Source organism: Fibrobacter sp. UWB1 (assembly GCF_002210325.1).
GTDB lineage: Bacteria > Fibrobacterota > Fibrobacteria > Fibrobacterales > Fibrobacteraceae > Fibrobacter.
Genome location: NZ_MWQL01000004.1, coordinates 24,575 through 46,864, shown reverse-complemented (window position 1 = coordinate 46,864; position 22,290 = coordinate 24,575). Strand labels below are relative to the sequence as shown.

The window sequence follows — 22,290 nt, the reverse complement described above, 5'->3', positions numbered from 1 at the left end:
ATCCTTGTCACCACGTTATACAAAATTCTAGAAATAATACTCGTAACTGAGCATAATCGGCAAGAACGGGAACTGCGTAATCTCCGTTTTTTCGGGGGGATTCTTGCCCGTATCGTAGAATGTAAAGAACATGTTTTCATGATCGGTCAAGTTGATAATCGTCCAACTAAAGTTCCACTTGCCTTCGCGGCCGATGTCAATCGCCTTCACATCGATACGGAAATAATCTGTCTGACGGGCGCCATTGCGGCTTCCCGGCACCACGACCGTTTCGTCGGAATATTCCTGATGACCGAGGTGTTCCGAGATGTAGTAACCCTTGTATTCACTCATGGGCATGCCCGCCGAATATTTCATAATCACAGAAGACCTCACATACATATCTTTCTGTGTCGGGTGTACGGTCAACGCATCTTCCGGGCCGCGCCAGTTGATACCCAGATCCATCTTGAGGGCGTAGGGCTGGTGCCAACTCGGGAAATAGGGCTTGGTACCATCGTCCACCTTCATGACACTAATGCTCTGGCTCCAGTTTATACCGCCAAACCACCAGCCCTTATCTTTACGGAGCGAAAGTTCGTAACCGAAAGAATAGCCTTCCGCCGTACCGAATCCGTCTGCCACCACAAAGTCGTCCGAAGCCGTTTCTTCGTTACTGTCGAGGACTGCCACAAACGTATTCAAGTTACTTTGAGTCTTGTAGTAAACACCCACGGTGGCGTCGTAGTCTTCCATAATGCCACGCTGGCTGTATTCGGCCGCAAACAGCCAAGAAGAAGCCGGCTTGATGTGCTTGCCCTTGGTAGTCGTAGTCGCCGGATAGTAGAATTCGTTTAGCGTTTCCTGGTCGGTATAGACAATCGAGTTCAAATACTGCAGGTAGTAGCCACCATAGAATTCCACCGTCTTGTCGTCATCGATATTGACACTGAGCGACGCACGGGGTTCTACGCCAAAATGTTCTGCGGCCGTCTGGTAATTAAAGCGCAAGCCATATTGCAACAAGTAATCGGGCGCAAGTTTCCAGGCATCTTGCAGGTAACCCACATGGTGGAACGGTTTTTGAATATCGGCAATACTAAGCGTAGACATTTGTTCGCCATAACGTTCGTAGTCGTATTCCAGTTCGTAACCCGCAGTGAGCGTATGGTTCGGAATGCCGCGGTAATTGACCCACTGCTTGCCTGCGAATGTATAAAGGTACATCTCAATCGACATGAGGTCGCTCACCTTCATGGTCTGATAAAATTCGCTGAAGGCAAGGGTCGCGTTGTAGTCCCAGTCGCCATTAAAGCGGTGGTAAAATCCGAGCGGAATCGCCACGTTGCCCCAGTCCATATAGAGCGGATCAAAACTCAAGCGGTCTTTACCGACATAATAACTGAATTTCATGCGGGTGTCATCGCTAAAATCGTACATGAGCGTTCCCTGCAAGTCGGTAAATTCATAATCCAGCGACAAGTCAATAACGTCAAGGGCGTTCATCAAGTCGAGCATGTAACCGATGTAAGTGGTACGGCCCGCGAGAACCCAGCGAACAGGCCCCTTGTGGCCTTCAGTATGAACCTGCGCCGCAAACGTACTGATCTTGATACTGGACTTGCTGAACCATTCGTCAACGGTATCCTGACCACCCGCGCGGCCATCCATCTTGAGCACGGAACTCAAGCGGTTACCGTACTGCGCCGGGAATCCGCTCTTGTAGAATTGCACGTCATCGATGCCTTCGACCAGGAAGGTACTGAACAGCCCGAAGAAATGCACCGGCGAATAAACGACAGCATTGTCGAACAGGAACAGGTTCTGGTCGGCGGCGCCACCGCGCACATAAATCTTGGAGCTAAAATCGGAGCTGGCGACCACGCCCGGGAGCGCCTGGATGCTCTTGATAACGTCGGCTTCGGCGAGGCTGGGCATACGCTTGATGGACTTGGCCGACACTACAGATTCGCCGGGCTTACGCTTGGGGCGACGGCGCAACTGCACCACGACTTTCTTGAGTTCGGTCACCTTCTCGTTGCCACCCGCAGCAAGGAGAGCATCGACGTCGACGTTTTGCTTCGCGGAATCTTGTGCCAAAGTATCTTTTGCAAGCGAGTCGGGGCGTTGCGGGGCGACGGTCCCGCTAGAAGGGGTAGCGGATGCCGAGTCAACGGCAGCAGCGAGGGGAAGGCCTTCCCCTTCTACTATAGAATCGGGTTCTGCAAAAGCCTCGCCAAGCGCTTGCGAGAAACTGCGTTCAGCGCCAATGTACTTGAGTTCGTAGCATTTTTCTTTTTCGGCGCCCGCCGTGTCCGAATTCGTGACGCACACATTCCAAAGGGTATCTTCGGGAAGCACAATGCTAAAGGGCGTGCCCACGGTGGTTTGCAGCGCCTCGCCCGACTCCAGGATTTCGACATTGAGTTTTTCGCCCGGGGCAAAAGAGGAATCCTGTACGATTCCGTTAAAGGTGATTCCTTGGGGTGCAAGCGAATCGGGCACAGGTTCTTGTGCCACGGCGGCTACACTCAACATAGCCAGCAACAAAGCAAAAATTTCAATATAACGTTTCAAAATAGCTCGCGTTCTCTCAAAAATAGCAAATAGGAGGCCCTATTTGCCATTGTAACACCCGAGGGAACGAAATGTGTTACCTTCACCTAAAAAAAAATGGATTACAGCAATTCCTCGAGCGTCTCGAAGAGTACGTCGGGTTCTACCGGCTTGCTCAGGTGCGCATTCATGCCCACCTGCAGGCTCCGCTGCACGTCTTCGTCGAAGGCGTTTGCCGTGAGCGCAATAATGGGAACCTTCTTGGCGTCGGAGCGCTCCAGCTTGCGGATGGCGGCTGTCGCTTCCAGACCGTCCATTTCGGGCATGCGCACATCCATAAGGATGGCATCGTAATAATTTTCGGGATGGTCGCGGAACATTTCCAGGACCTCGCGACCGTTTACGGCCAGTTCCACCTGCAAGTCCCGCATTTTCAGCACTTCCATCATGATCTGCGCGTTGACTTCCATGTCTTCGGCAAGGAGAACCCGCTTTCCGGCAAGTTCCGCCTTGTTCTTCGCAAGCGAGGTGTGTTCCTTCTTGCGCCGGAGGGCATTCTTGAATTCGTCCAGCAGGATTCCCGAGAACAAGGGCTTAGAAATGAAGCAGTCCACGCCGGCTGCCAGGGCCTCGTCCAGGATGTCGTCCCAGTTGTAGGCTGTCAATATGATAATGGCGGACTCGTCGCCGGTCACCTTGCGGATTTCGCGCGCCGTCTCGATGCCGTTCATCTCGGGCATCTGCCAGTCAACCACAATCAGGTTGTAGGGTTCGCGTCTCGCGTGGCGGAGTTTCGCCATCTCCACCGCTTCCTTGCCCGTAAGCACCGTGTCGGTGAGGATTCCCGCCTTGCCGAGCACGAGTTTCGCGTGCCCCAGGGCAATCTCGTCGTCGTCCACCACCAGCACGCTCATTTCGCTCGGGTGGATTTCGATTTCGTCGTCGGTCGCCTGCTTGCGCATGCTGTCGTTGAGGGTGAGCGTCACGCAGAACGTGGTCCCCTTGCCCTTTTCGCTTTCCACATCGATCTTACCGTTCATCATGTCGACGATACCCTTGGTAATCGCCATGCCGAGGCCACTGCTGCCGTACTCGAAAGCCGTGGTGGCGTTTTCCTGGGTGAACGTGTCGAAAATCTTGGGTAGGAATTCCTTGCTGATGCCGATACCGGTATCGCTAATCTTGAAGACGAGCGTGGACTTGTTGTCGAACGCAGCAATCTTTTCCACGTTGAGGTCGATGTTTCCGCCCTTCGGGGTGAACTTGACCGCATTGCCCAGGATGTTGATGAGAATCTGGCGAATCTTGGTGACGTCGCCGACGTAGTAGTCGTCCAGGCTGCCCGCCACATGGCACGAATAGTTCAGGCCCTTGGTACGGCTCTGGTCGTCGATGATAGTGTTCACCTGCTCCAAAAGCTTGGGGAACGAGAATTCTTCGCTATTGATCTTCGTGCGGCCGCTCTCGATACGGCTCATGTCCAGAATCTCGTTGATGAGGCTCAGCAGGTGTTCTGCGGAGGAGCCGATTTTTTCCAGGTAGCCGCGCGTCTTCGACGAAATCTCGGGTTCGTGCAGCGCAAGGCTATCGAGGCCGATAATCGCGTTCATGGGCGTGCGGATTTCGTGGCTCATGTTGGAGAGGAATATGGTCTTCGCCTTGCTCGCCTCTTCTGCCGTCTTGAGCGCATCGGAAAGGGCCTGACTCTTGGCAAGGGAATCACGCATTTCCTCGTCGATATCGGAAAATCCGAAACCTACAATGCGGAGCGGTGCATCCGGGGCGTCGCCGGCATTGTGCACGCCCGCCATGCGCAGCATTTCGTAACTTTCCTTGCCGCCATGGTTTGCTAGGTAGCGCAAGGTATAGATCTTGTTCTTCGCGACACCCGCGCGCACGTTTTCGGGCTGTATAAAGGCGAGGAACTTTTCGCGGAATTCCGGAGCGACGAACTTTTCGGCATAGGTTGAAAAATTTTCCAGGTAGCCGATTTCGTCCCCTTCCTTGAAGGGCGCGGGAACGGAGCCGTCCTTGCGGTAGCATATCGCCATTCCGGTATCCAGGTTCAGGTAGTAGACGCTGCGGTAATCTGACGCAAGCGCGGTAATCATGTTACGCTGTTCGTTCCTCTTGCGTTCTTCTTCAACTAACTTCTGCTGGAGCGCAAGCTGTTCTTCCAGTTTTTCCTGCTTGATGCGGCTTTCGGCATCGGCCACCTCTTTTTCTAACTTGAGTTGAGAGGTACGCCTGATTTGCATGAAGAGGAACAGGAACACGGTCAAGAGCACTAGCGCGATAATTCCGGATAGCAGAAGGCTGCGTTCCAAAATGTCTTCCGAAATGGAACCGATTTGCTCGGAGATGACGCTTTCGCGGATAAGGTAGGTCAGCATCCAGTCCGTAGAATGGATGGGAACATAGTACATGGTTTCACGGATGCCGTTGTACTCGAAGGAAACGACGCCCGCCTCGTGGTTCGCGAAGTCGGAGCGCATCTTTTCCATGGAGAAGCCTTTTTCGAATCCGGCTTTTTCCATGGCGGCAAGCAGATTGTCGCCGCTCGCAAGCCCACCTAGCACCAGGTTCGTAAGCGAATTGCCTGCCTTCGAGTAGATGTTGCAAAATGTAATTCCCTGCCGGTCGGATTCCAGCGAAATACCTTCCAGCATGCGGTTCATGTCGATTTCCATGAAGCACACGACCAAAACCCGACCATTAAAGGCAAGACGGTCCACAGGCACGGCAATGACAACAGTCTTCTTTTCTTCACTGTTTTTCTTTAATGAAATTTCGGATTTTGCCAGGGTCCTGTAATCGAAATTATAGAGATCAATGTCGGTGCGCGTACCGCGGGATGTGTAGATGAGACCCGTAGTGTCCACGAAGGCGAACTTTTCTAGACCGTACAGTTGCTTCATGCGGAGCTGGTAGCTCTGCAAGCTTGCGGTACTTGCGAGGTCTTCTTTTGAAAGCAGGCCCACCGCCACATCTAGGTCGTTGATGTAGCCGTTCAATTTCGACGCCACCACCTGTTCGCGGCGGTTCGCGAGTTCGTTCATAAAGAGGAGCGTTACGTTGCGCACGGCCTTTTCCGTATCTCCGCTCGCATGGCGACCCGTGAAGATTGTCCCCAGCACAAGGATGATAACGATGATGGGGGCCACGATAATGGCGATACTTACAATCCCGATTCTTTTTTTCGTTTCCATAACATTGTCCTGTTAAAACTTTACCGTACCCACTGCGCAAGTGTTTCCGTGAGCATGCCGACATCGATGGGCTTCGCCAGGTGAGCGTTCATGCCGGCGTCTTTCGACTTCTTGAGGTCATCGCCAAAGGCGTTCGCAGTCATGGCGATAATGGGAACTTCCGCCTTCTTCTTGTCGGAGAGCGCTCGAATCTGGCGACTCGCTTCGCAGCCGTCCATCACGGGCATCTGGATATCCATGACAATCCCGTTGTAGTAACCGGCGGGGTTCTTCTCCACCATATCGACCGCCTGCTTGCCGTTTACCGCCATCTCGACCTTGAACCCGAGACTTTCCAGAATGATTTTTGCAAGCTCGCGGTTCACTTCCATGTCTTCTACCAGCAATAGGCGCATATTCGTGAAATCCGCCTTGGCCGCGATGGAGATATTGCGCTTGCCACTTTCGGGAACCTCCGTGCCTGCGGCTGTCTTCAGTACCACATTCACGAAGAATTCCGTCCCCTTGCCGACTGTCGATTCAAACTTGATTGTCCCGCCCATCAATGACACCACGTTCTTTGCAATGGCAAGCCCGAGGCCCGTTCCCTGCACGCCGCTGATGGTCGAGACGCGTTCCCGCTCGAAGGCGTCAAACACGCGGTCTGCAAACTCGGGCGAAATGCCGATACCGTCATCCTTCACGCGGATTTCGAACGCGGCCTTGCCCTCTTCGATGCATTCCTTTTCGGCGAGAGTCACGGAAACGTGCCCGCCTTCCGAAGTAAACTTGAATGCGTTGCTGACCAGGTTCAGAATCACGCGGTTCATGCGGTTCCTGTCGCAGAGCACCACCGGGTTCCTGAGGCCGTCGTATTTCACGGCAAAGGCGATGTTCTTGCCCACCATCTGCGCCTCGAACATGTCGCGGATTTCATCCATCATTTTCCGCAGGTCGGTGGGCCGCTCTTCCAGTTCCATCTTCCCGATTTCGATGCGGCTCATTTCGAGCATATCGTTGATGAGGGCCATCAGGTACATGTTCGAAGAATCGATCTTGGTCAGGTATTTCTGGATTTGCTCGGGGGTCGCCTCCGGTTTGCGCGCCAGGTTGGTGTAGCCGATAATGGCATTCATGGGCGTGCGCAGGTCGTGACTCATGTTCGAAAGGAATATGGTCTTTGCCTTGTTGGATTCCTCGGCGATATGCTTTTCGTGGTCCAGTTTCTGTTCACGTTGCTGCTGCGTGCGGTAGATGTTCACCACGATGAAAATGCACAGGATAATGAAGAGCGTTTCTACCAAATTGTTCTTCAGCTGGGAATCACGGACAAGGTCCATCTGCTCTTCCATGAAGTCCTTTTCCTGTACCACCTGGGCTTCGGTCATGGGAATATGCATCTTTTTATGCAGATCCGTATGGAACTCGCTGATATGCACAATGACTTTCTCGGCCTCGTCGTTGGTGACCTGGCGTTCCCACATCACCGCCGAGAACAGCAATATGAACAGCATGGTCACCCACATGATGGCCGACTTACCGAAACGGTTCTCCTGGTCGCGCATGAACACGGCCCTGTAAACGACGAACCCCACAATGCTCCACGCCATCAGAATCATGAAGGACTCCGTGGCAATTGTGTTCATGTTCCAAAGCGTCGGCGTAAGCGGGAAGAAAAAGAAGAAGGCGGATATTACGACACCCAGGATTCCGGTAAAGTTCAGCACCGTCTTTCGCCTGCCGGTTTCACTGCGGGCAATTTTCACTATCCCCGCAGAAACATACAGATAAATGATAGATGCACTGATGGAGGTGATGTCCACAATCCAGCCGATGGCCGTTCTCCCGAAGAACGGAATAATGCAGGAAAGGAGCATCACGTAGATAATGCCGTAGTTGGTGGCGCCGTGACGGTTGATATGCCCGAACCAGGACGGCATCACGGAATCTTCGGCGAGGCTCAGGAACATGCGCCCGATTGTTCGGTAAAGCCCAAGAAGGCTCGTGGAAATGGCCGCCGTGATGGTTATGGCGAGCACAATAAGGCCGCCGTTGCCGAGGGTCCTGAAAACGGCGTGGAATACCGGGACGGCATCGATTCCCTTGAAGTTTTGCAGGTTGGCAAAATAGGTTTCCCAATTGCCGGATCCTGCAGGGTTTGCCGAAACCGAAAAAAGAGCTATGAGGGCGTAGACAATCGCTCCAGTTGCAAGAGCCGCCACCATGATGGCGAAACCGTATTTCGGCTTGAAGTCATAGGTGGAAGAGGCAAAGCTCACCACGCCAAAGCCTACAAATGCCCAGGGGGCAAGCACCAGCACGTTCACGATCTGCATCAGGGGGGAATGGTCCTTCGCGACTCCCGACGTCGCAAAGGTCGGGCCCATATCCGAGAAATCAATCCCGCCCTTGCAGGCAATAATTGCAAACAGGCCGACCACACCGCCAAAGAATATGAGGGCAAGCACCGTATTCACCAGGCGCAGCACGTTGGTGTTCCTGCAACTGATGAACCCGAACAGAAGTATGATTGCAAGCGTGGTAAACAGCTCGCCTGCCCAGACCTCGTAGCCCATGATGGTATAACTGAAGCCCCTTTGCAATACGGGTCCGAACAAGAAACGGATAAACAGCACAAAGGCCGACATATTGGCCCACAATACCGCCAGGTACGCAAGGGCCGTGGCCCAGGTGCAAAGGAAGGAATGGTCGTAGCCGAAAAGCTGCTTGGTAAAGGAGAATACGCTCCCCGTGCCGGGAATGCGGTTCATCATGATGTGGAAATTGTAGGCGACAACACCCATCAGCACGGCGCCAAGCACAAGGGCGATAACTGTTCCCAGGGGGCCCGCAATCGGCAGGAGCGTTGTCGCGGGCATCACGAATGCACCCCAGCCTACGGCACAACCGAAGGAGAGCGCCCACGCACTCAAAACGGACAATTTTTTGTGTTTTTCAGACAACATAACACTACACCCTTATCCACTTCTGCAAAATTTTCGCAAGTTCCTTAAAGTCCAGCGGTTTGGAGATATGGTCGTTCATGCCGACTTCCTTCGCCTTGCGGATATCGTCGGCAAAGGCGTTCGCGGTCATCGCCACGATGGGGATTCTCCTTGCATAGGTCGTCATGGTCCTGATGGCCGCAGTCGCCTTGTAAATGAAAAAGCCGCCCGGCATATCTTCGCCGATCTGCTCGATAACTTGCAAAGCCTGTTCGCTCAGGGGAAGGTGTCGACCGAACATGGGGACCTCGTATTCTGGTAATTCTGTTTTAAAGATATCTAAAAAAAATGCTTTGTCGCACAATCCGATACCTTTTTATTTCTTTTTACATATATTTATTCACGGATAAAAGGAGTTTTCTCCAATGAAAAAACTACGCCAGATCACTACCGTCAAGAGACACGTCCTAATCGTAGACGACGAGGTGGTAAATCGCGAAATTTTGGGCAATATCCTTTCCGTGAACTACGACGTCGAATACGCCGACAACGCCAAGGAAGCCCTCGAAGCCCTCTCCAAGCAAGACAAGCGGTTTTCGCTTATCCTATTGGACCTGCTCATGCCCGTGATGGACGGGTTTGAATTCCTGAAAAAAAGAGAAACCACCGAAACACTCAAGCGCATCCCGGTCATCGTGATGACCTCCGAAAAGGAATCCGAAGTCCGCAGCCTCAAGCTGGGCGCCGCCGACTTTATCGCCAAACCCTTCGACATGCCCGAAGTGGTGCTCGCCCGCTGCGAAAGAATCATCGAACTCTTCGAAGACCAGGACATTATCCGCCAGACGGAGCGCGACCATATTTCCGGCCTCTACACCAAGGACTACTTCTTTGAATACATCCGCCAGATCGAGCTGTGGAGCAGGGACATCCCGCGCGACGCAATAGTATTTGACATCGAGCAGTTCCACCTGGTGAACGAGTTCTGCGGAAGGGACTTTGGCGACCGCCTGCTTGCAGAAATCGGTAGCGCGCTCAAGAATGAACTCGCCCCCATGAACGCCATCGCCTGCCGTGCAGACGCAGACACCTTCTACATCTTCGCGACCCACCAGGAAAACTACGACAACATCCGAAGCATTGTCCAGGGAATCATTACAGAATTTTTCGAGGTGAACCACATCCGCGTGCGCTTTGGCCTCTGGGAAAACGTAGACCGCAACGTGGAAATCGAGGCATGGTTTGACCGCGCAAAAGCTGCCCGCGACAAGAACCGCGGCGACCTGACGCAGGCGTTCACCCGCTACAACAATGAGATGCATTCCCGCTACATGTTCGAGGAAACACTCATCCGCGACTTGCAAAGCGCCATAGACAACAAGAATCTGGTTGTCTATTACCAGCCCAAGTTTAACATCGAAGGAGATACCCCGCGGCTCACCAGTGCAGAAGCCCTCATCCGCTGGATACACCCGACACTCGGATTCATCAGTCCGGGCGACTTTATTCCGCTGTTCGAAGGGAACGGCCTTATACAAAAAGTAGACAACTTTGTCTGGAATGAGGTCGCAAAACAGATCCGCAAATGGAAGGACGAATTCGGCGTGACGGTGCCCGTTTCCGTGAACGTGTCCCGCATCGACATCATGGACCCGGAACTGGAAACGAAACTTATGCGCCTTCTCGAAGAAAACGGCCTTTCTCCGGAAGAATACATGCTCGAAGTGACCGAGAGCGCCTACTGCGAGAACATGGAGCGCCTTATCGAAGTCATCAAGAACTTGCGCAAGAAGGGATTCCGCATCGAGATGGACGATTTCGGCGCCGGATATTCTTCGCTGAATATGATTACCACGCTCCCCATCGACATCCTGAAAATCGACATGTCGTTCGTGCGCAACATGGAAAAGGACGAACGCAACCTGAAGCTCGTGGAACTCGTGGTGGGCATCGCGAAATTCCTCAAGATTCCTGCCGTAGCGGAAGGCGTAGAAACGCAGTCGCAGCTCGATACCCTCAAGGGAATGGGCTGCCAGATTATCCAGGGATACTTCTTCTCGAAGCCGGTCCCGCCGAAGGACTTTGTACCCTTCATCGAAAAGGAACTTGAACGCCGGAGAGGCGCATGATAACCATCGATAAACTGAACACTTTTGGGGCAAATACCGCCGAAGGGCTTGCACGCTGCTTCGGGAACGAGGCTCTGTACCTGAAGCTCGTGGCGACCATTCCCGGCGAGGGCAATTTCGACAAGCTCAAGGATTCCATTGCCGCGAAAGACCTGAAAGCCGCCTTCGAGGCGGCCCATGCGCTGAAAGGCGTCCTCGGTAACCTCTCGCTCACGCCGCTCTACACGCCGGTCGTAGAAATCACCGAATTGTTGCGCAGCGAAACCGACATGGATTACAAAAGCCTGCTCGATACCATCCTCGAAAAGAAGGATGAGCTCGGTAGGCTTTGCGCGGAATAATTTTTCTTTTAGAACCTACCCACAGTAATGCCCGAGTAGAATCCGGGCCAGAAACGGCCTTTATGCTTTTCACTACCAAAGTCGTCGTGGTAGTTGTTCCAAGGTTTTGGCCAGAGCTTGTCCGCATAGCCAAGCGTCACCACATTCAGCGTACCGCCTACCGCAAGGCCGACACCCGGGAACAGCTTGTGCACAAAACCTAAACGCAGGCGGTGGTGGTAATTTTCATTCGTATCGTCGCTGAACGAGACAGCTTCGTGGGCGTTCAGGAGCATGTATTCCAATTCAAAGTGGTTACCGTACTTGCCGAACTGCGTACCGATACCGTAGCCGCTTTCGTAGCGGTCTTCAAAGTGCTTGAATCCGTTACCCTTTTCGAAGGGGCGGGCCACTTGGAATGCCGTGTAGAAATAAGCCGTACCCAAGTGGAGTGAAAGATCCAGAGCTCCCATTTCGTTCAAGGAGGTGGTAGCAGACCATACACCATTACCGACCACGCTAATAAAGCCCACCGGAGTCTTTTCGCATTGCCCGCACACGTTCACAAAACCTACCTGGCGGCCCTTAGACTTGGTAGCGACATTCACGTAACCCACCTGCGTGCCGCCCTCCCAAGCCGACACATTTACAAAGCCCACGCCTACACGGGAATTGACCGCCACGTTCGTAAAGCCGACTTGAACGTCGTTGTCTTTTGCCACATTGACAAAGCCCACTTGAACATCGGCATTCTTAGCAGCATCGACAAAGCCCACCTGTACCTTGGAGCCAACACTCGCGTTCACAAAGCCCACATGAGTTCCGCTGTATTCAGAAGCGTTTACAAAACCCAGTTGCAAATAGCGCATGGTATCGAGAGCGGCATTCACAAAACCGATTTGCGCCGCTTCGGATTTTTCAGACGCCCAGTTGATATAGGACAGCTGCAAGCCATCGACACTTTCGGCATAGTTCACGGTACCCGAAATCTGCGCACCGTCGATATTTTCGTTCGCGATATTCAAGAGGCCCGTTACCTGAAGGCCACGCATATCCTTGTCGGCGCTATTCACGAACAGGCTCACCTGCGAACCGACCATGTAATTTTTCGTCTTGGTGGCAAAGAGACCCAATTGCACGCCCTTGCGCGGATCCTTGTCGCGGTCGTAAAAACCAAACGTCGTGCGAGAAACTCCGTTGCGGTCAAGCGAATCCAGGGAGCATTTTGCCGTATCGCCATTAGCGCAAGAACGTTCGCTCTTGATTTCGCCGCGAAGAGCCGTCTTTTCGACAGCGACCGCCGTGAACTGCTTTTTGCCGAGACGCGCACGGTTGTTGTCATAAAGCGTGATCGATGCATCCTTATATTCGGCAGGGCGTTCCAAGCGTACGCTGTACTTGCCGGCAGGGAACCCGAGGCTCATGGCGCGACCGGACTTCTTGTAAAGTTCGGCGACAAGTTCACCCTTTTCGTCGCGAATGAACAAGTGACCGTCTACATCTTCGTCCAAATCAAGGCCTGCGCTCGTGCTGCGCAAATCCGTCATCACCACGTCACCGGTGCCCGCCAAGTTCATGTCGCGGCTGGGGTGCTGGGCGCCACCCATGGTGGCTTCGGTCTTCTGGAGAGTTTCGTTAAAGGCGAACTGGTAAGCTTCGGAAAGAGTCACCTTGCCGTCGCCACTCACGTCACCTGCGCCGCGAAGGCCGCTCACCAGCGAATGCGTAAAGAAGGAACCCTTGAGTTTGTCACTTTCCTGGCTAGATTCATCTTGAGTGCTGCTGGTGATAAAGGCGTAGCCTTTCATGTCGCTGCTCTTGTCGACCATGAACGCAGGCACAGCGACACCGCCCTTCGCGCGAGTGATAGCACCCGAGCCGCAAGCATCGATCACGGCAATCTTCACGTCGGCATTCAAGGCATCCACACGCTTGCGGAATTCTTTCCAACTATAAATTTCTTCACCGAGGCGAAGTCCCTTTTCGTCGGCGTGACCACTGTAATACACCAGCACTTCTTCGCGGGAATCCGCGCCAGCACCTTTCGCAGATTTTGAAGCCTGCAACTTTTTATCGAGAGCATCCAGCTGACTTTGCAAGGTCGCCACACTCGGTTCTGTCACTCGATACACATTCTGCTTGGGCACGCCACCCATCTGCGAAAGTACATTGGCAAATGCGCGGGCATCGCTTTCGGCATAGCGCAGCACCGGGCGGCCCTTACCGCCGTTATTCGCACTCACCGCGAACACGTAACGGTTAATCGCGATCTCGCCGGAATTCGCAGTAGCATGGGCATTGCTTGCAGCCGCCAAAATCGCCACCAGGCACACCAGGCAGAAAATGGCCGAGCCCGACAAAAAATCGCAGAATAAAATTTTACTCAAAATCTTTTTCATTTTCTCCCCCTTATTTCCCAACTTTGCGGAGCGTAAACGAAACGTTTTCTACACCGGTCTGCTTCAGGCTCTTGTCAATATCGTTACCGTCAATTTTAAAAGAATTCTGCGATGTGAGCAAGAAGAACTTTTCAAATTTCGGAGCGTTATCAAGCTTGTAGGCAAACGGAAGCGTCGTCATTTTGCCGGGTTCCAGTTCAATGGCCTTATTGCCCTCGCCCATGTGCATGGTAATGGTTCCGTTGCCGTCCATGCTAAAAAGCATGCCGAAGCACTTTTGCGGAACACGGTAACGCAACTGGATTTCGTCGCCTTCGTGGGCATCGCCCAGGTTCACCATTTGCACGGCACTGTCGCCCGTCTTTTTCCAGACTTCCAAAGAAGCCTGCATACCCTTGATTCGCGTGCCGTCATCTACATCAGCCATGGCAACTTGCATCGCAGCGTCCTTGCTATCGAAGGTTTCGACATTACGATTCAAAAGCACCATAGAAAACACGCCCAGCGCAATCACCAACGCGGCAGCCACCTTGAGCCACATTACAGAAACGACCTTGCGTTCGTCATTGGCCGATTGTTCCGCGGCAGCCATTTTCGCTTCTAGAGCCACAAACGGATTTTCCACCACAAAGCGCTTGCCCTGCAGGCGCATTTCAGCCACGCGGGCGGCAAAGATTTCGTCGCTCAATTCGCGTTCCTGGAGTTCACGCATTTCTTTTTCGGAGAGTTCCCCGAGCAAATAGCGCTCCAGCTTGAAATCGGAAATTTTATTGACAGATGTCATCTTTCAACCTCCAGATTCTTGATCTTGGCTTGCAGGGTACGCAAACGCTTGCGCACGCCACTCACCGAAAGTCCAACAGTTTCAGCAGTTTCTTCGAGCGTCATGCCGTCTACATAATGTAGCGCCGCAATCGTGCGGGTCGATTCCTGCTCCTTCGAGAAAATCTTTGCCAAAAGGCCCCTGGCCTCGATTCCGTCATCTTCTTCGGCGCAGGCGATGGTGAGCAAGAGTTCGCTCGAATCCACATCTAGCCCGCGACGTTTTTTGTCGCGAATGCGGTTCAGGCAAAGCCTGGTCGCCGTATTCCACAACAAGCTCGACGGCTGCGAAAGATCCAAGGTGTCCATGCGTTCGTATATACGCAAAAACACGTTTTGCACCATATCCTTCGCTTCGGCATCGTCCTTGAGCAAAAACACACAGCGTCTGTAAACCATCGGGGCATATGCCTCGTACAGTTTCGAAAAAGCCATGCGGTCAAGGAGATTTTTCCCGTTCATACCATTGTAACACTGGAGAATATTAAAAGTGTCACCGCAAATTTAAAAAAAATAGTAGGAAGTAGAAAGTAGACAGTAGGAAGTAGGCGGTAGGCAGTGGTTGTAATAAAGTAAGCCCCGCTTACGCGGGGCAATAAACGTATAATTATTTAGCAGAACACTATTTCTTAGGAGCGGGTTTTGCCGCCTCGGCGGGTTTCGTTTCCGGCTTGGCAGCGGGTTTTGCCGCTTCCGCCGGCTTGGCTTCGGCCTTGGCTGGTTCCGCAGGCTTCGTTTCAGCCTTCGGAGCGGCAGCAGGGGCGGCGGGCACAACAGTGCTGTCAACCGCAGGCACTTCGGCATAAACCTTCAAGAGTTCCACCTCGAACACAAGCATCGCATTCGCCGGAATCATCGGAGGCACGCCCGCTTCACCATAAGCAAGGGCACTCGGAATCCAGGCCTTCACCTTGTCGCCTTCCTTCATGACCTGCAGCAAGTCCTGCCAGCCTTCTATCACGGCACTCACCGGGAATTCCAGCGGTTCACCGCGCTTGACGCTATTGTCGAATTCCGTTCCGTCGAGGAGCGCTCCGATATAGTGCACCTGCACCTTGTCGCTCATCTTGGGGCTAATGCCTGCACCGGCCTTAACCACCTTATACTGCACGCCCTTCGGAGTCTTCTTGACAGTCGTATCCTTGGCATTTTCGGCAAGGAACTTCGTCTGTTCATCAAGCGCCTTCTGGGCCTGGGCCTTTTCGTCGGATTCCTTTTTCTTCTGCATCTGCAAAAGCAAATCCTGCAAGGCGGATTCCGCAGTAGAATCGGCCATCTGCACCGGGCGAGTAGAATCCACCTGGTCCTTGATAGCGCCCATGAGCACATCCATGTTCAGCGGCACGTTCACGTTCGCAATTGCCTTGCCCAAGTCCATACCCAGCGCATAGCTGTAACGGTCGGTGGGGTTATTCAAATCCGGCAAAGCAGACTTGGGGGCAGCAGCAGAATCAGTCTGAGCCTCGGGATCCACAGCGGGTTTTTGACCGCCACCGCAAGCAACCAGCACCGAGCAAAGTGCCAAAGAAGCCGAAAAAACATGGTTTATCTTCATATAATTCCTTGATCTATAGCGAGTTACATCGCAAATTCCAGTGATGTACGACACACCCAAAAATAGAAAAGACTTTAAAGAACGCGTCGTGAACACTTTTTAGAACAATCTTTTCGCCCTAAAATGTACAAAAACTCGACTTTTCAGAAAAATCTTTAAGCAAAAATCGGCGTTTTTAGCAAAATTTAAACACTTTTATCCAAATATGCAACAACTTTCCTTACACAAACGCCGTAAACGGGCGTTTACAAAGGGGTTGCTAAAAGAGATTTTTGTTACTAAATTTACACATAAGAGTGAGAAATATAAGGAAATTGTATGAACTACCGTTTCGAAAATTTCATAAATTTGGCCTCCGCTAACAAGCAGGCTTTCGAAAGCTCCATCGAGAGCGTTCGTAGCGAGCTCGATAGCATGGTCAGCTCGAACACTGCTCGTGCAGTCCCGAGCCCTGCCAAGACTGGTTGGCTTAAGGGTTCGCTTTCCTACCCGTGGGTAATTGTTTGCTCCTTGGTCCCGTCCCTCAAGGACATGTTCTAAGATTCTAGAAATCTCACATTGATTGATTCGTGTTGCACCGTTTTCCGCGGGGCTTTTTTAATTTCTATCTTTCACCCCGAAAAACAGCGCTTTTCCGCGCAACGGAGATTTTATGGCAGCACTCATCCTCGACGGCAAAGCCCTTGCCAAGACCACTGAAGAAGAACTCAGCGCCCGCGTAGCGAGTCTCAAGGAAAAGACGGGCAAGACCCCGATCCTTGCAACGATTCTCGTTGGCGACGATCCGGCATCGGCCACTTACGTGAAGATGAAGGGCAACGCCTGCGCCCGCGTGGGCATGGAAAGCATTCGCGTGGTGCTCCCGAAGAACACCACCACGCAGGAACTCCTCGACAAGATCCAGGAACTCAACGAAAACAACGACGTGCACGGCATTCTGCTGCAGCACCCGGTTCCGCGTCACATCGACGAACGCGCCGCTTTCGAAGCGATTGACGCCCGCAAGGACGTGGACGGCGTGACCTGCCTCGGCTTTGGCCGCATGGCGATGGGCGAACCCGCTTACGGCTGTGCAACGCCGGCTGGCATTATGCGTCTCTTGAAGGCTTACAACATTCCGCTTGCAGGCAAGCACGCCGTGGTTGTAGGCCGCAGCGCCATCCTTGGAAAGCCCATGGCCATGATGCTTTTGAACGCAGACTGCACCGTAACCATTTGCCACAGCAAGACCGAAAATCTGCCCGAATACGTCAAGCAGGCGGACATTTTGGTCGGTGCCGTCGGCAAGCCCGAATTTATCAAGAAGGAATGGATCAAGCAGGGCGCCGTCGTGGTCGATGCCGGTTACCATCCGGGTGGCGTGGGCGATATCGAAAAAGGTCTCGAAGACGTGGCCAGCGCCTACACTCCGGTTCCGGGCGGCGTAGGCCCCATGACCATCAACACTCTCATCTACCAGAGCGTAGAATCCGGCGAGAAATACCTGAGATAATTCGGATTTCGGATTTCAGATTTCGGAGTTATTTAGTTAGGCGGCTTCGCCGCGACTATTCTAATTTCTAATTCCGAACTTCGAATTCCGAACTAGCTACCGTCTGGTGCGTTCAAGTTCGACAGCGTCGGTTTCAGCAGAATTGGGCGAAAGCATTCCCTTCACAATGTCGCCCACAAATTCGGCACCAACGCCAATCAGCGTCCCGACAGTAGAATCGTTTGAAATTTTCTTACTGTCCATTTCGACAGTCGCATCTTTTATGGCAGACTTTTCGTTTTCTTTAGGGTCTGAATAGACGATGGGCCCTTTCTTATGACCAAGATCAATGGAATCGGCTGCCGTAGGCGCCTTCTTTTGCACCAACTGGGCGCACGCAACGCCCGCAAGCATCAATAAGGCCAATCCAATAAATTTCATTTTTGCACCCTCTGTGCAAAATATAGCAAGACCTTGGCGGAGCGAATCAGGATGTTCTAAAACTTAGTCAAGAATTCCTTGGCATCCATGGACTGCACCAAGGCATCTCCCAAAAGCGCCCGCAGGCGTTCCAAATCGGGGTGGCCTTCGCGTTCGAACACTACGACCTTCTTGAAGCGGTCACGGTGGCGCAACAAGAATTCCAGATTGTTCATATCGGACTTCGGGAATCCATAGCCCAAGAAGAAAATCTCTTCGGCATTTTTGAGGTAGTAATCGGCCTTACTCCACAACAAATTAAATAGGCTCCCGCGCAAGAAAGATTCCTTGGCATGCGCCATCGGAATATAGATCGGAGTGTCTTCACGATAAATCGGAAAACTGCGGTCGCAAGGTTCCACCTGGCACACATTCTTTAAATCAAGCGGATCAGAAGCGCCCTTGACCGGGTACCAGTTCAGTGAGCCATGCAATTTGAGCAAATCAATCGAATGAGTCCGCGGCGCACGAACCGCACTGCGGTCAGCAGGGTCAATACGTACGCCATAATCCACCGCCACATTTGCACTCATCTTAGGATCGTCGGCAATGATATTTTCAATCAACGTGTCGTAATTAAAGCTGAGCAGCAAGGTATCGCGCACACCTTCGCTCGGGCAATTCACACAGCCCGCCAAAAACTTGCGGAGAATGGCCGCCGACTTGGAATCTACCGCATGGTCATGGCGAATCGAACCCGCAATAAAACGCAACAGTTCAAAACGCAGGCTCGAATGGTAAAGGCTCTCGCGCACACCGGGGAAAATCTGCGCCGACAGAATCGACGTCGAAAGCGTTTCGATATTCAGGTATTCCGCCTGATTATTGCAAAGCTCCAGAAACCGCCTGCAGTAATCACGCAGGTGCGGGAACTCGTCTGAAATTCCAAAAGGAATCAGTTCGTTCAAGTCGCGCAGCGTAGGCATCTGCGGGCAAAACGACTTGCTGAATCCAGAACCCAGCACAAAAATGCGGCGGTATGTACTTGATGCGATATCCATACCCTTAATGTATAATAATTTCTGCGGAAGTGCAATAAAAAACGCCTCACGCCAAAAACGTGAGACGCATCAATCCAGAAATGTTCCTTACGGCTTATTCGGCGCGCAATTTCTTTGCGGCTGCCACAAGGTTCTTGAGGCTTGCCGTGGTTTCGGTTTCGCCGCGGGTTTTGAGGCCGCAATCGGGGTTCACCCACACATTCTGCCGCGGGACCTTCGCGATAATCTTGTGGAGTGCCTCCACAATTTCTTGTTCCGAGGGCACGCGCGGAGAGTGAATGTCGTACACGCCCGGGCCCACCTGCGTTTCGAACTTGGCTTCGTTCAGGGCGTCAAGCAGCTTGAGGTCGGAACGGCTAGCTTCGAAGGTGATCACGTCGGCATCCATATTGTCGATATCGCGCACGATGTCGTTGAATTCGCTATAACACATGTGCGTGTGAATCTGCGTTTCGGGCTTGACCTTCGCATGCACCAGGCGAAACGCCGGAATAGCCCAGTCGAGGTATTCCTTGTGCCAGTCGCTCTTGCGGAGCGGCAGCTTTTCGCGGAGGGCAGCTTCGTCAATCTGGATAATGCGAATGCCGTTCTTTTCGAGGTCAAGGACTTCGTCACGGATGGCAAAGCCGATTTCCTGCGCCTGTACCTTCAGCGAAACATCTTCACGCGGGAAAGACCAGTTGAGAATCGTCACCGGGCCTGTGAGCATGCCCTTCACCGGTTTCTTGGTGCAGCTCTGCGCGTATACGGACCATTCGACGGTAATCGGAGCGCTACGGCTCACGTCGCCCCAAACTACAGGCGGCTTCACGCAGCGAGTGCCATAGCTCTGCACCCAGGCATTCTGCGTAAACACGAATCCGTCAATCTTCGAGCCGAAATATTCCACCATGTCGTTGCGTTCGAATTCGCCGTGCACAATCACGTCGAGGCCGATTTCTTCTTGTAGCTTGATGCATTCGGCAATCTTCTTGCGGTTGAATTCCACATACTGTTCCTTGGAAATTTCACCCTTGCGGAATGCGGCGCGGTTCGCGCGGACTTCAGCCGTCTGCGGGAAAGACCCGATGGTAGTCGTGGGGAATGCGGGCAACTTGAATTCAGCCTTCTGCACTTCGCGGCGCTTGAGGCGGCTCGGTTTGCGTTCGAAATCAGCGGCGGTGAGGGCGGCAAGTTCTGCCTGCACCTTGGCGTTCGCCTGCACACGCGGAGTTGCAAACAAGGCCTTATTCTTTTCGAGGGCGTTAACGTCACCGCTTGCGATTTCGGCAAGTTCCACAAGCTTTTCTTCGGCGAAGGCAAAATGACGGAGCGTCTCGGCGGGGAGTTTCTGTTCGGCAGCGACCGTGTACGGCACATGCAACAGCGAGCAAGATGTTCCGACCACTACGTTTTCGACACCGATAGCACTCGCGATTTCGGCGAGCAGAGCATTCTTCTGCGAGTAATCGGCGCGCCAGATGTTCTTGCCGTTCACGATACCGGCGAGCAAAAGCGTATTTTTCGGGAAGCCGGACTTGACAAGTTCCAACGACTTGAGGCCTTCCACAAAATCAAGACCGATGGCATCGAAACCGAGGGCAACCACATCCTGGTACACATCGCGGATATCGCCAAAGTAAGTCTGCAAGGCAATCTTGAGGCCTGCGGCACGCACCTTCTTGATAAGTTCCACATAAATAGATTTAAAAAGTTCCTTTTCTTCGGCGGTCACGTCGAACACCAAAGCGGGTTCGGCGAAGCTGATCCATTCGGCACCGGCAGCGGCGAGCAATTCGGCGACCTTTGCGTAAGCGGCTACTGCAGAGGCGGCGAAATCCTTTGCTTGCTTCTTGCCGTTGTAGCGAGCCAAGCGGAGGAACGTGTAAGCACCAATCAAAGTCGGCACGGTCTTGATTCCGGTAGCCTTTGCTTCGTTGAATTCCTGCACCGGCTTGGAACCGTCCACTTTGAATTCAGAGGCGTCGTCAATTTCTGGAACAATGTAGTGGTAGTTCGTATTGAACCATTTCTTCATGGGGAGAGCCTTCACGTCGCCCTTTTCACCCTGGTAACCGTGAGCGGCTGCGAAATACTTTTCGAGTACGCTCAAGTCGAGGTTTTTATAACGTTCCGGAACAATGCCGAACAAGAATGCGGTATCGAGAACGTTATCGTAGAACGAGAAATCGTTCGAGGGAATAAAGTCGATGCCGGCGGCCTTCTGCTTTGCCCAACCGTACTGACGGATTTCGGCGGCGACGTTCTGGAGCTCCACTTCGGAGATTTCGCCCTTGAAGAACTTTTCGCTTGCAAACTTGAGTTCACGGGCCTTACCAATGCGCGGGAAACCGATTACAGATGTTTTTTTATTGCTCATAGTGTTTAACCTACCTTTTTTGTTTGTTTTTCGATTACGCCGCCAAATATATCTCCTTTTTCACCATCGGTAAAATACTATTTTTTATGCATTCACCATAGATTTTTCCTATGGTAAAAACAAACCTCATCGCCCACACCCCAAAGCACCGAAGGTGCGACCTCACAACCCCTTACCCTTATGACTTTACAACAACTTAAATACGCTATCGCCATCGCTGACACGCGCAACATTACCGAAGCATCGAAGCGTGTATTCATATCGCAACCGAGCCTTACGGCCGCCATTCACGAGCTCGAAGAAGAAATGGGCGTTATCATCTTCAATCGCTCCAATAAAGGCGTTACGATCACTAATGAGGGCGACGAATTCCTCTCTTACGCAAGGCAAGTCTTGGAACAGGCGACCCTCATGGAAGACCGCTACAAGGGAGGCAAAGGCGGCAACACCATCTTCTCCGTGAGCTGCCAGCATTACTCTTTTGCGGTCAACGCATTCGTCGACGTCATCCGAAAATTCGGCGGTCCAAGCTACGATTTCACGCTCCGGGAAACCCAAACTAACGAAATTATCGACGATATTGCCAAGCTAAAAAGCGAAATTGGCGTACTTTATTTGAGCGACAAGAACGAAAAAGTCATCAAAAAACTTATTCAAAAGAACAATTTGATCTTTGAACCGCTCTTTGCGACCCCTCTGCATGTGTTTATGTCGTCTAAAAATCCGCTTGCAAAGAAAGAGAAAATCACGCTGGAGGACTTGAAACCGTACCCGTACCTGACCTACGAACAAGGCGATTTCAATTCGTTCTACTTCGCCGAAGAGCCGCTCACCGCCATCGATTTCGATTGTCCACGCAATATCAAGGTTCGCGACCGCGCGACACTTTTCAACCTGCTCATCGGCCTGAATGGCTACACCATTTGCTCGGGCGTCATCAGCCATAAGCTCAACGGCAGGAACATTATCGCAAGGCATCTTGACGTTCACGACAAAATGACCATCGGCTACGTGATGCGAAAAGGCGTAACGCCGTCGCGCTACGCCAAAGCCTACATTGCCGCACTCCTGCGACACTGCAAATAA

Annotated in this window: 16 protein-coding genes; 5 read left to right on the top strand and 11 right to left on the bottom strand. The window is 52.5% G+C overall.

Going from position 1 to position 22,290, the window contains the following annotated elements:
* Positions 1–27: 27 nt before the first annotated feature.
* The 4 genes from B7988_RS04785 to B7988_RS04770 form a co-directional block, all read right to left on the bottom strand.
* Positions 28–2,499, bottom strand: a complete 2,472-nt coding sequence (locus B7988_RS04785) for a TonB-dependent receptor plug domain-containing protein (RefSeq protein ID WP_249268850.1) — start codon at positions 2,497–2,499, stop codon at positions 28–30.
* A gap of 158 nt (positions 2,500–2,657) precedes the next feature.
* The gene (locus tag B7988_RS04780) at positions 2,658–5,744 is read right to left on the bottom strand and encodes a response regulator (protein ID WP_088657030.1); all 3,087 of its coding nucleotides are present in this window, start codon (positions 5,742–5,744) and stop codon (positions 2,658–2,660) included.
* A 20-nt stretch (positions 5,745–5,764) separates the two neighbouring features.
* Positions 5,765–8,689 (bottom strand): amino acid permease, encoded by a 2,925-nt coding sequence (locus B7988_RS04775; protein WP_088657029.1) that lies wholly within the window; start codon positions 8,687–8,689, stop codon positions 5,765–5,767.
* Between the two features lie 4 nt (positions 8,690–8,693).
* Positions 8,694–8,969: a response regulator gene (locus B7988_RS04770; protein WP_088657028.1), complete on the bottom strand. Its 276-nt coding sequence runs from the start codon at positions 8,967–8,969 to the stop codon at positions 8,694–8,696.
* 124 nt (positions 8,970–9,093) lie between these two features.
* Between B7988_RS04770 and B7988_RS04765 the strand changes: the two genes are divergently transcribed.
* Entirely contained in the window at positions 9,094–10,797 is a 1,704-nt protein-coding gene (locus B7988_RS04765; RefSeq protein WP_088657027.1) for an EAL domain-containing response regulator, read from the top strand.
* The gene (locus B7988_RS04760; RefSeq protein WP_088657026.1) at positions 10,794–11,138 is read left to right on the top strand and encodes an Hpt domain-containing protein; all 345 of its coding nucleotides are present in this window, start codon (positions 10,794–10,796) and stop codon (positions 11,136–11,138) included. The genes B7988_RS04765 and B7988_RS04760 overlap by 4 nt, the downstream gene beginning before the upstream one ends.
* Positions 11,139–11,146: 8 nt before the next feature.
* On the opposite strand, the gene B7988_RS04755 is transcribed toward B7988_RS04760, so the two are convergent.
* The 4 genes from B7988_RS04755 to B7988_RS04740 form a co-directional block, all read right to left on the bottom strand.
* Complete coding sequence (locus B7988_RS04755) at positions 11,147–13,516, bottom strand: caspase family protein (RefSeq protein ID WP_088657025.1); 2,370 nt, start codon at positions 13,514–13,516, stop codon at positions 11,147–11,149.
* A gap of 10 nt (positions 13,517–13,526) precedes the next feature.
* Positions 13,527–14,300: a hypothetical protein gene (locus B7988_RS04750; RefSeq protein ID WP_088657024.1), complete on the bottom strand. Its 774-nt coding sequence runs from the start codon at positions 14,298–14,300 to the stop codon at positions 13,527–13,529.
* Positions 14,297–14,800 (bottom strand): sigma-70 family RNA polymerase sigma factor, encoded by a 504-nt coding sequence (locus B7988_RS04745; protein WP_088657023.1) that lies wholly within the window; start codon positions 14,798–14,800, stop codon positions 14,297–14,299. The genes B7988_RS04750 and B7988_RS04745 overlap by 4 nt, the downstream gene beginning before the upstream one ends.
* Before the next feature lie 160 nt (positions 14,801–14,960).
* Entirely contained in the window at positions 14,961–15,893 is a 933-nt protein-coding gene (locus B7988_RS04740) for an FKBP-type peptidyl-prolyl cis-trans isomerase (protein WP_088657022.1), read from the bottom strand.
* A gap of 318 nt (positions 15,894–16,211) precedes the next feature.
* Between B7988_RS04740 and B7988_RS04735 the strand changes: the two genes are divergently transcribed.
* Positions 16,212–16,433: a hypothetical protein gene (locus tag B7988_RS04735; protein ID WP_088657021.1), complete on the top strand. Its 222-nt coding sequence runs from the start codon at positions 16,212–16,214 to the stop codon at positions 16,431–16,433.
* A gap of 112 nt (positions 16,434–16,545) precedes the next feature.
* Positions 16,546–17,385 (top strand): bifunctional methylenetetrahydrofolate dehydrogenase/methenyltetrahydrofolate cyclohydrolase FolD, encoded by an 840-nt coding sequence (gene folD / locus B7988_RS04730; protein WP_088657020.1) that lies wholly within the window; start codon positions 16,546–16,548, stop codon positions 17,383–17,385.
* A 96-nt stretch (positions 17,386–17,481) separates the two neighbouring features.
* Here the strand turns inward: folD and B7988_RS04725 are convergent, their stop codons facing one another.
* From B7988_RS04725 to metE, 3 genes are all read right to left on the bottom strand, one after another.
* Entirely contained in the window at positions 17,482–17,805 is a 324-nt protein-coding gene (locus tag B7988_RS04725; protein ID WP_088657019.1) for a hypothetical protein, read from the bottom strand.
* A 56-nt stretch (positions 17,806–17,861) separates the two neighbouring features.
* Positions 17,862–18,845 (bottom strand): hypothetical protein, encoded by a 984-nt coding sequence (locus B7988_RS04720; RefSeq protein WP_088657018.1) that lies wholly within the window; start codon positions 18,843–18,845, stop codon positions 17,862–17,864.
* A gap of 94 nt (positions 18,846–18,939) precedes the next feature.
* Positions 18,940–21,204 (bottom strand): 5-methyltetrahydropteroyltriglutamate--homocysteine S-methyltransferase, encoded by a 2,265-nt coding sequence (metE, locus tag B7988_RS04715; protein WP_088657017.1) that lies wholly within the window; start codon positions 21,202–21,204, stop codon positions 18,940–18,942.
* 180 nt (positions 21,205–21,384) lie between these two features.
* Here metE and B7988_RS04710 point away from each other — a divergent pair, with 180 nt between their 5' ends.
* Positions 21,385–22,290 carry a LysR family transcriptional regulator gene (locus B7988_RS04710; RefSeq protein ID WP_088657016.1) on the top strand — a complete coding sequence of 302 codons (906 nt, stop codon included), beginning with the start codon at positions 21,385–21,387 and terminating at the stop codon, positions 22,288–22,290.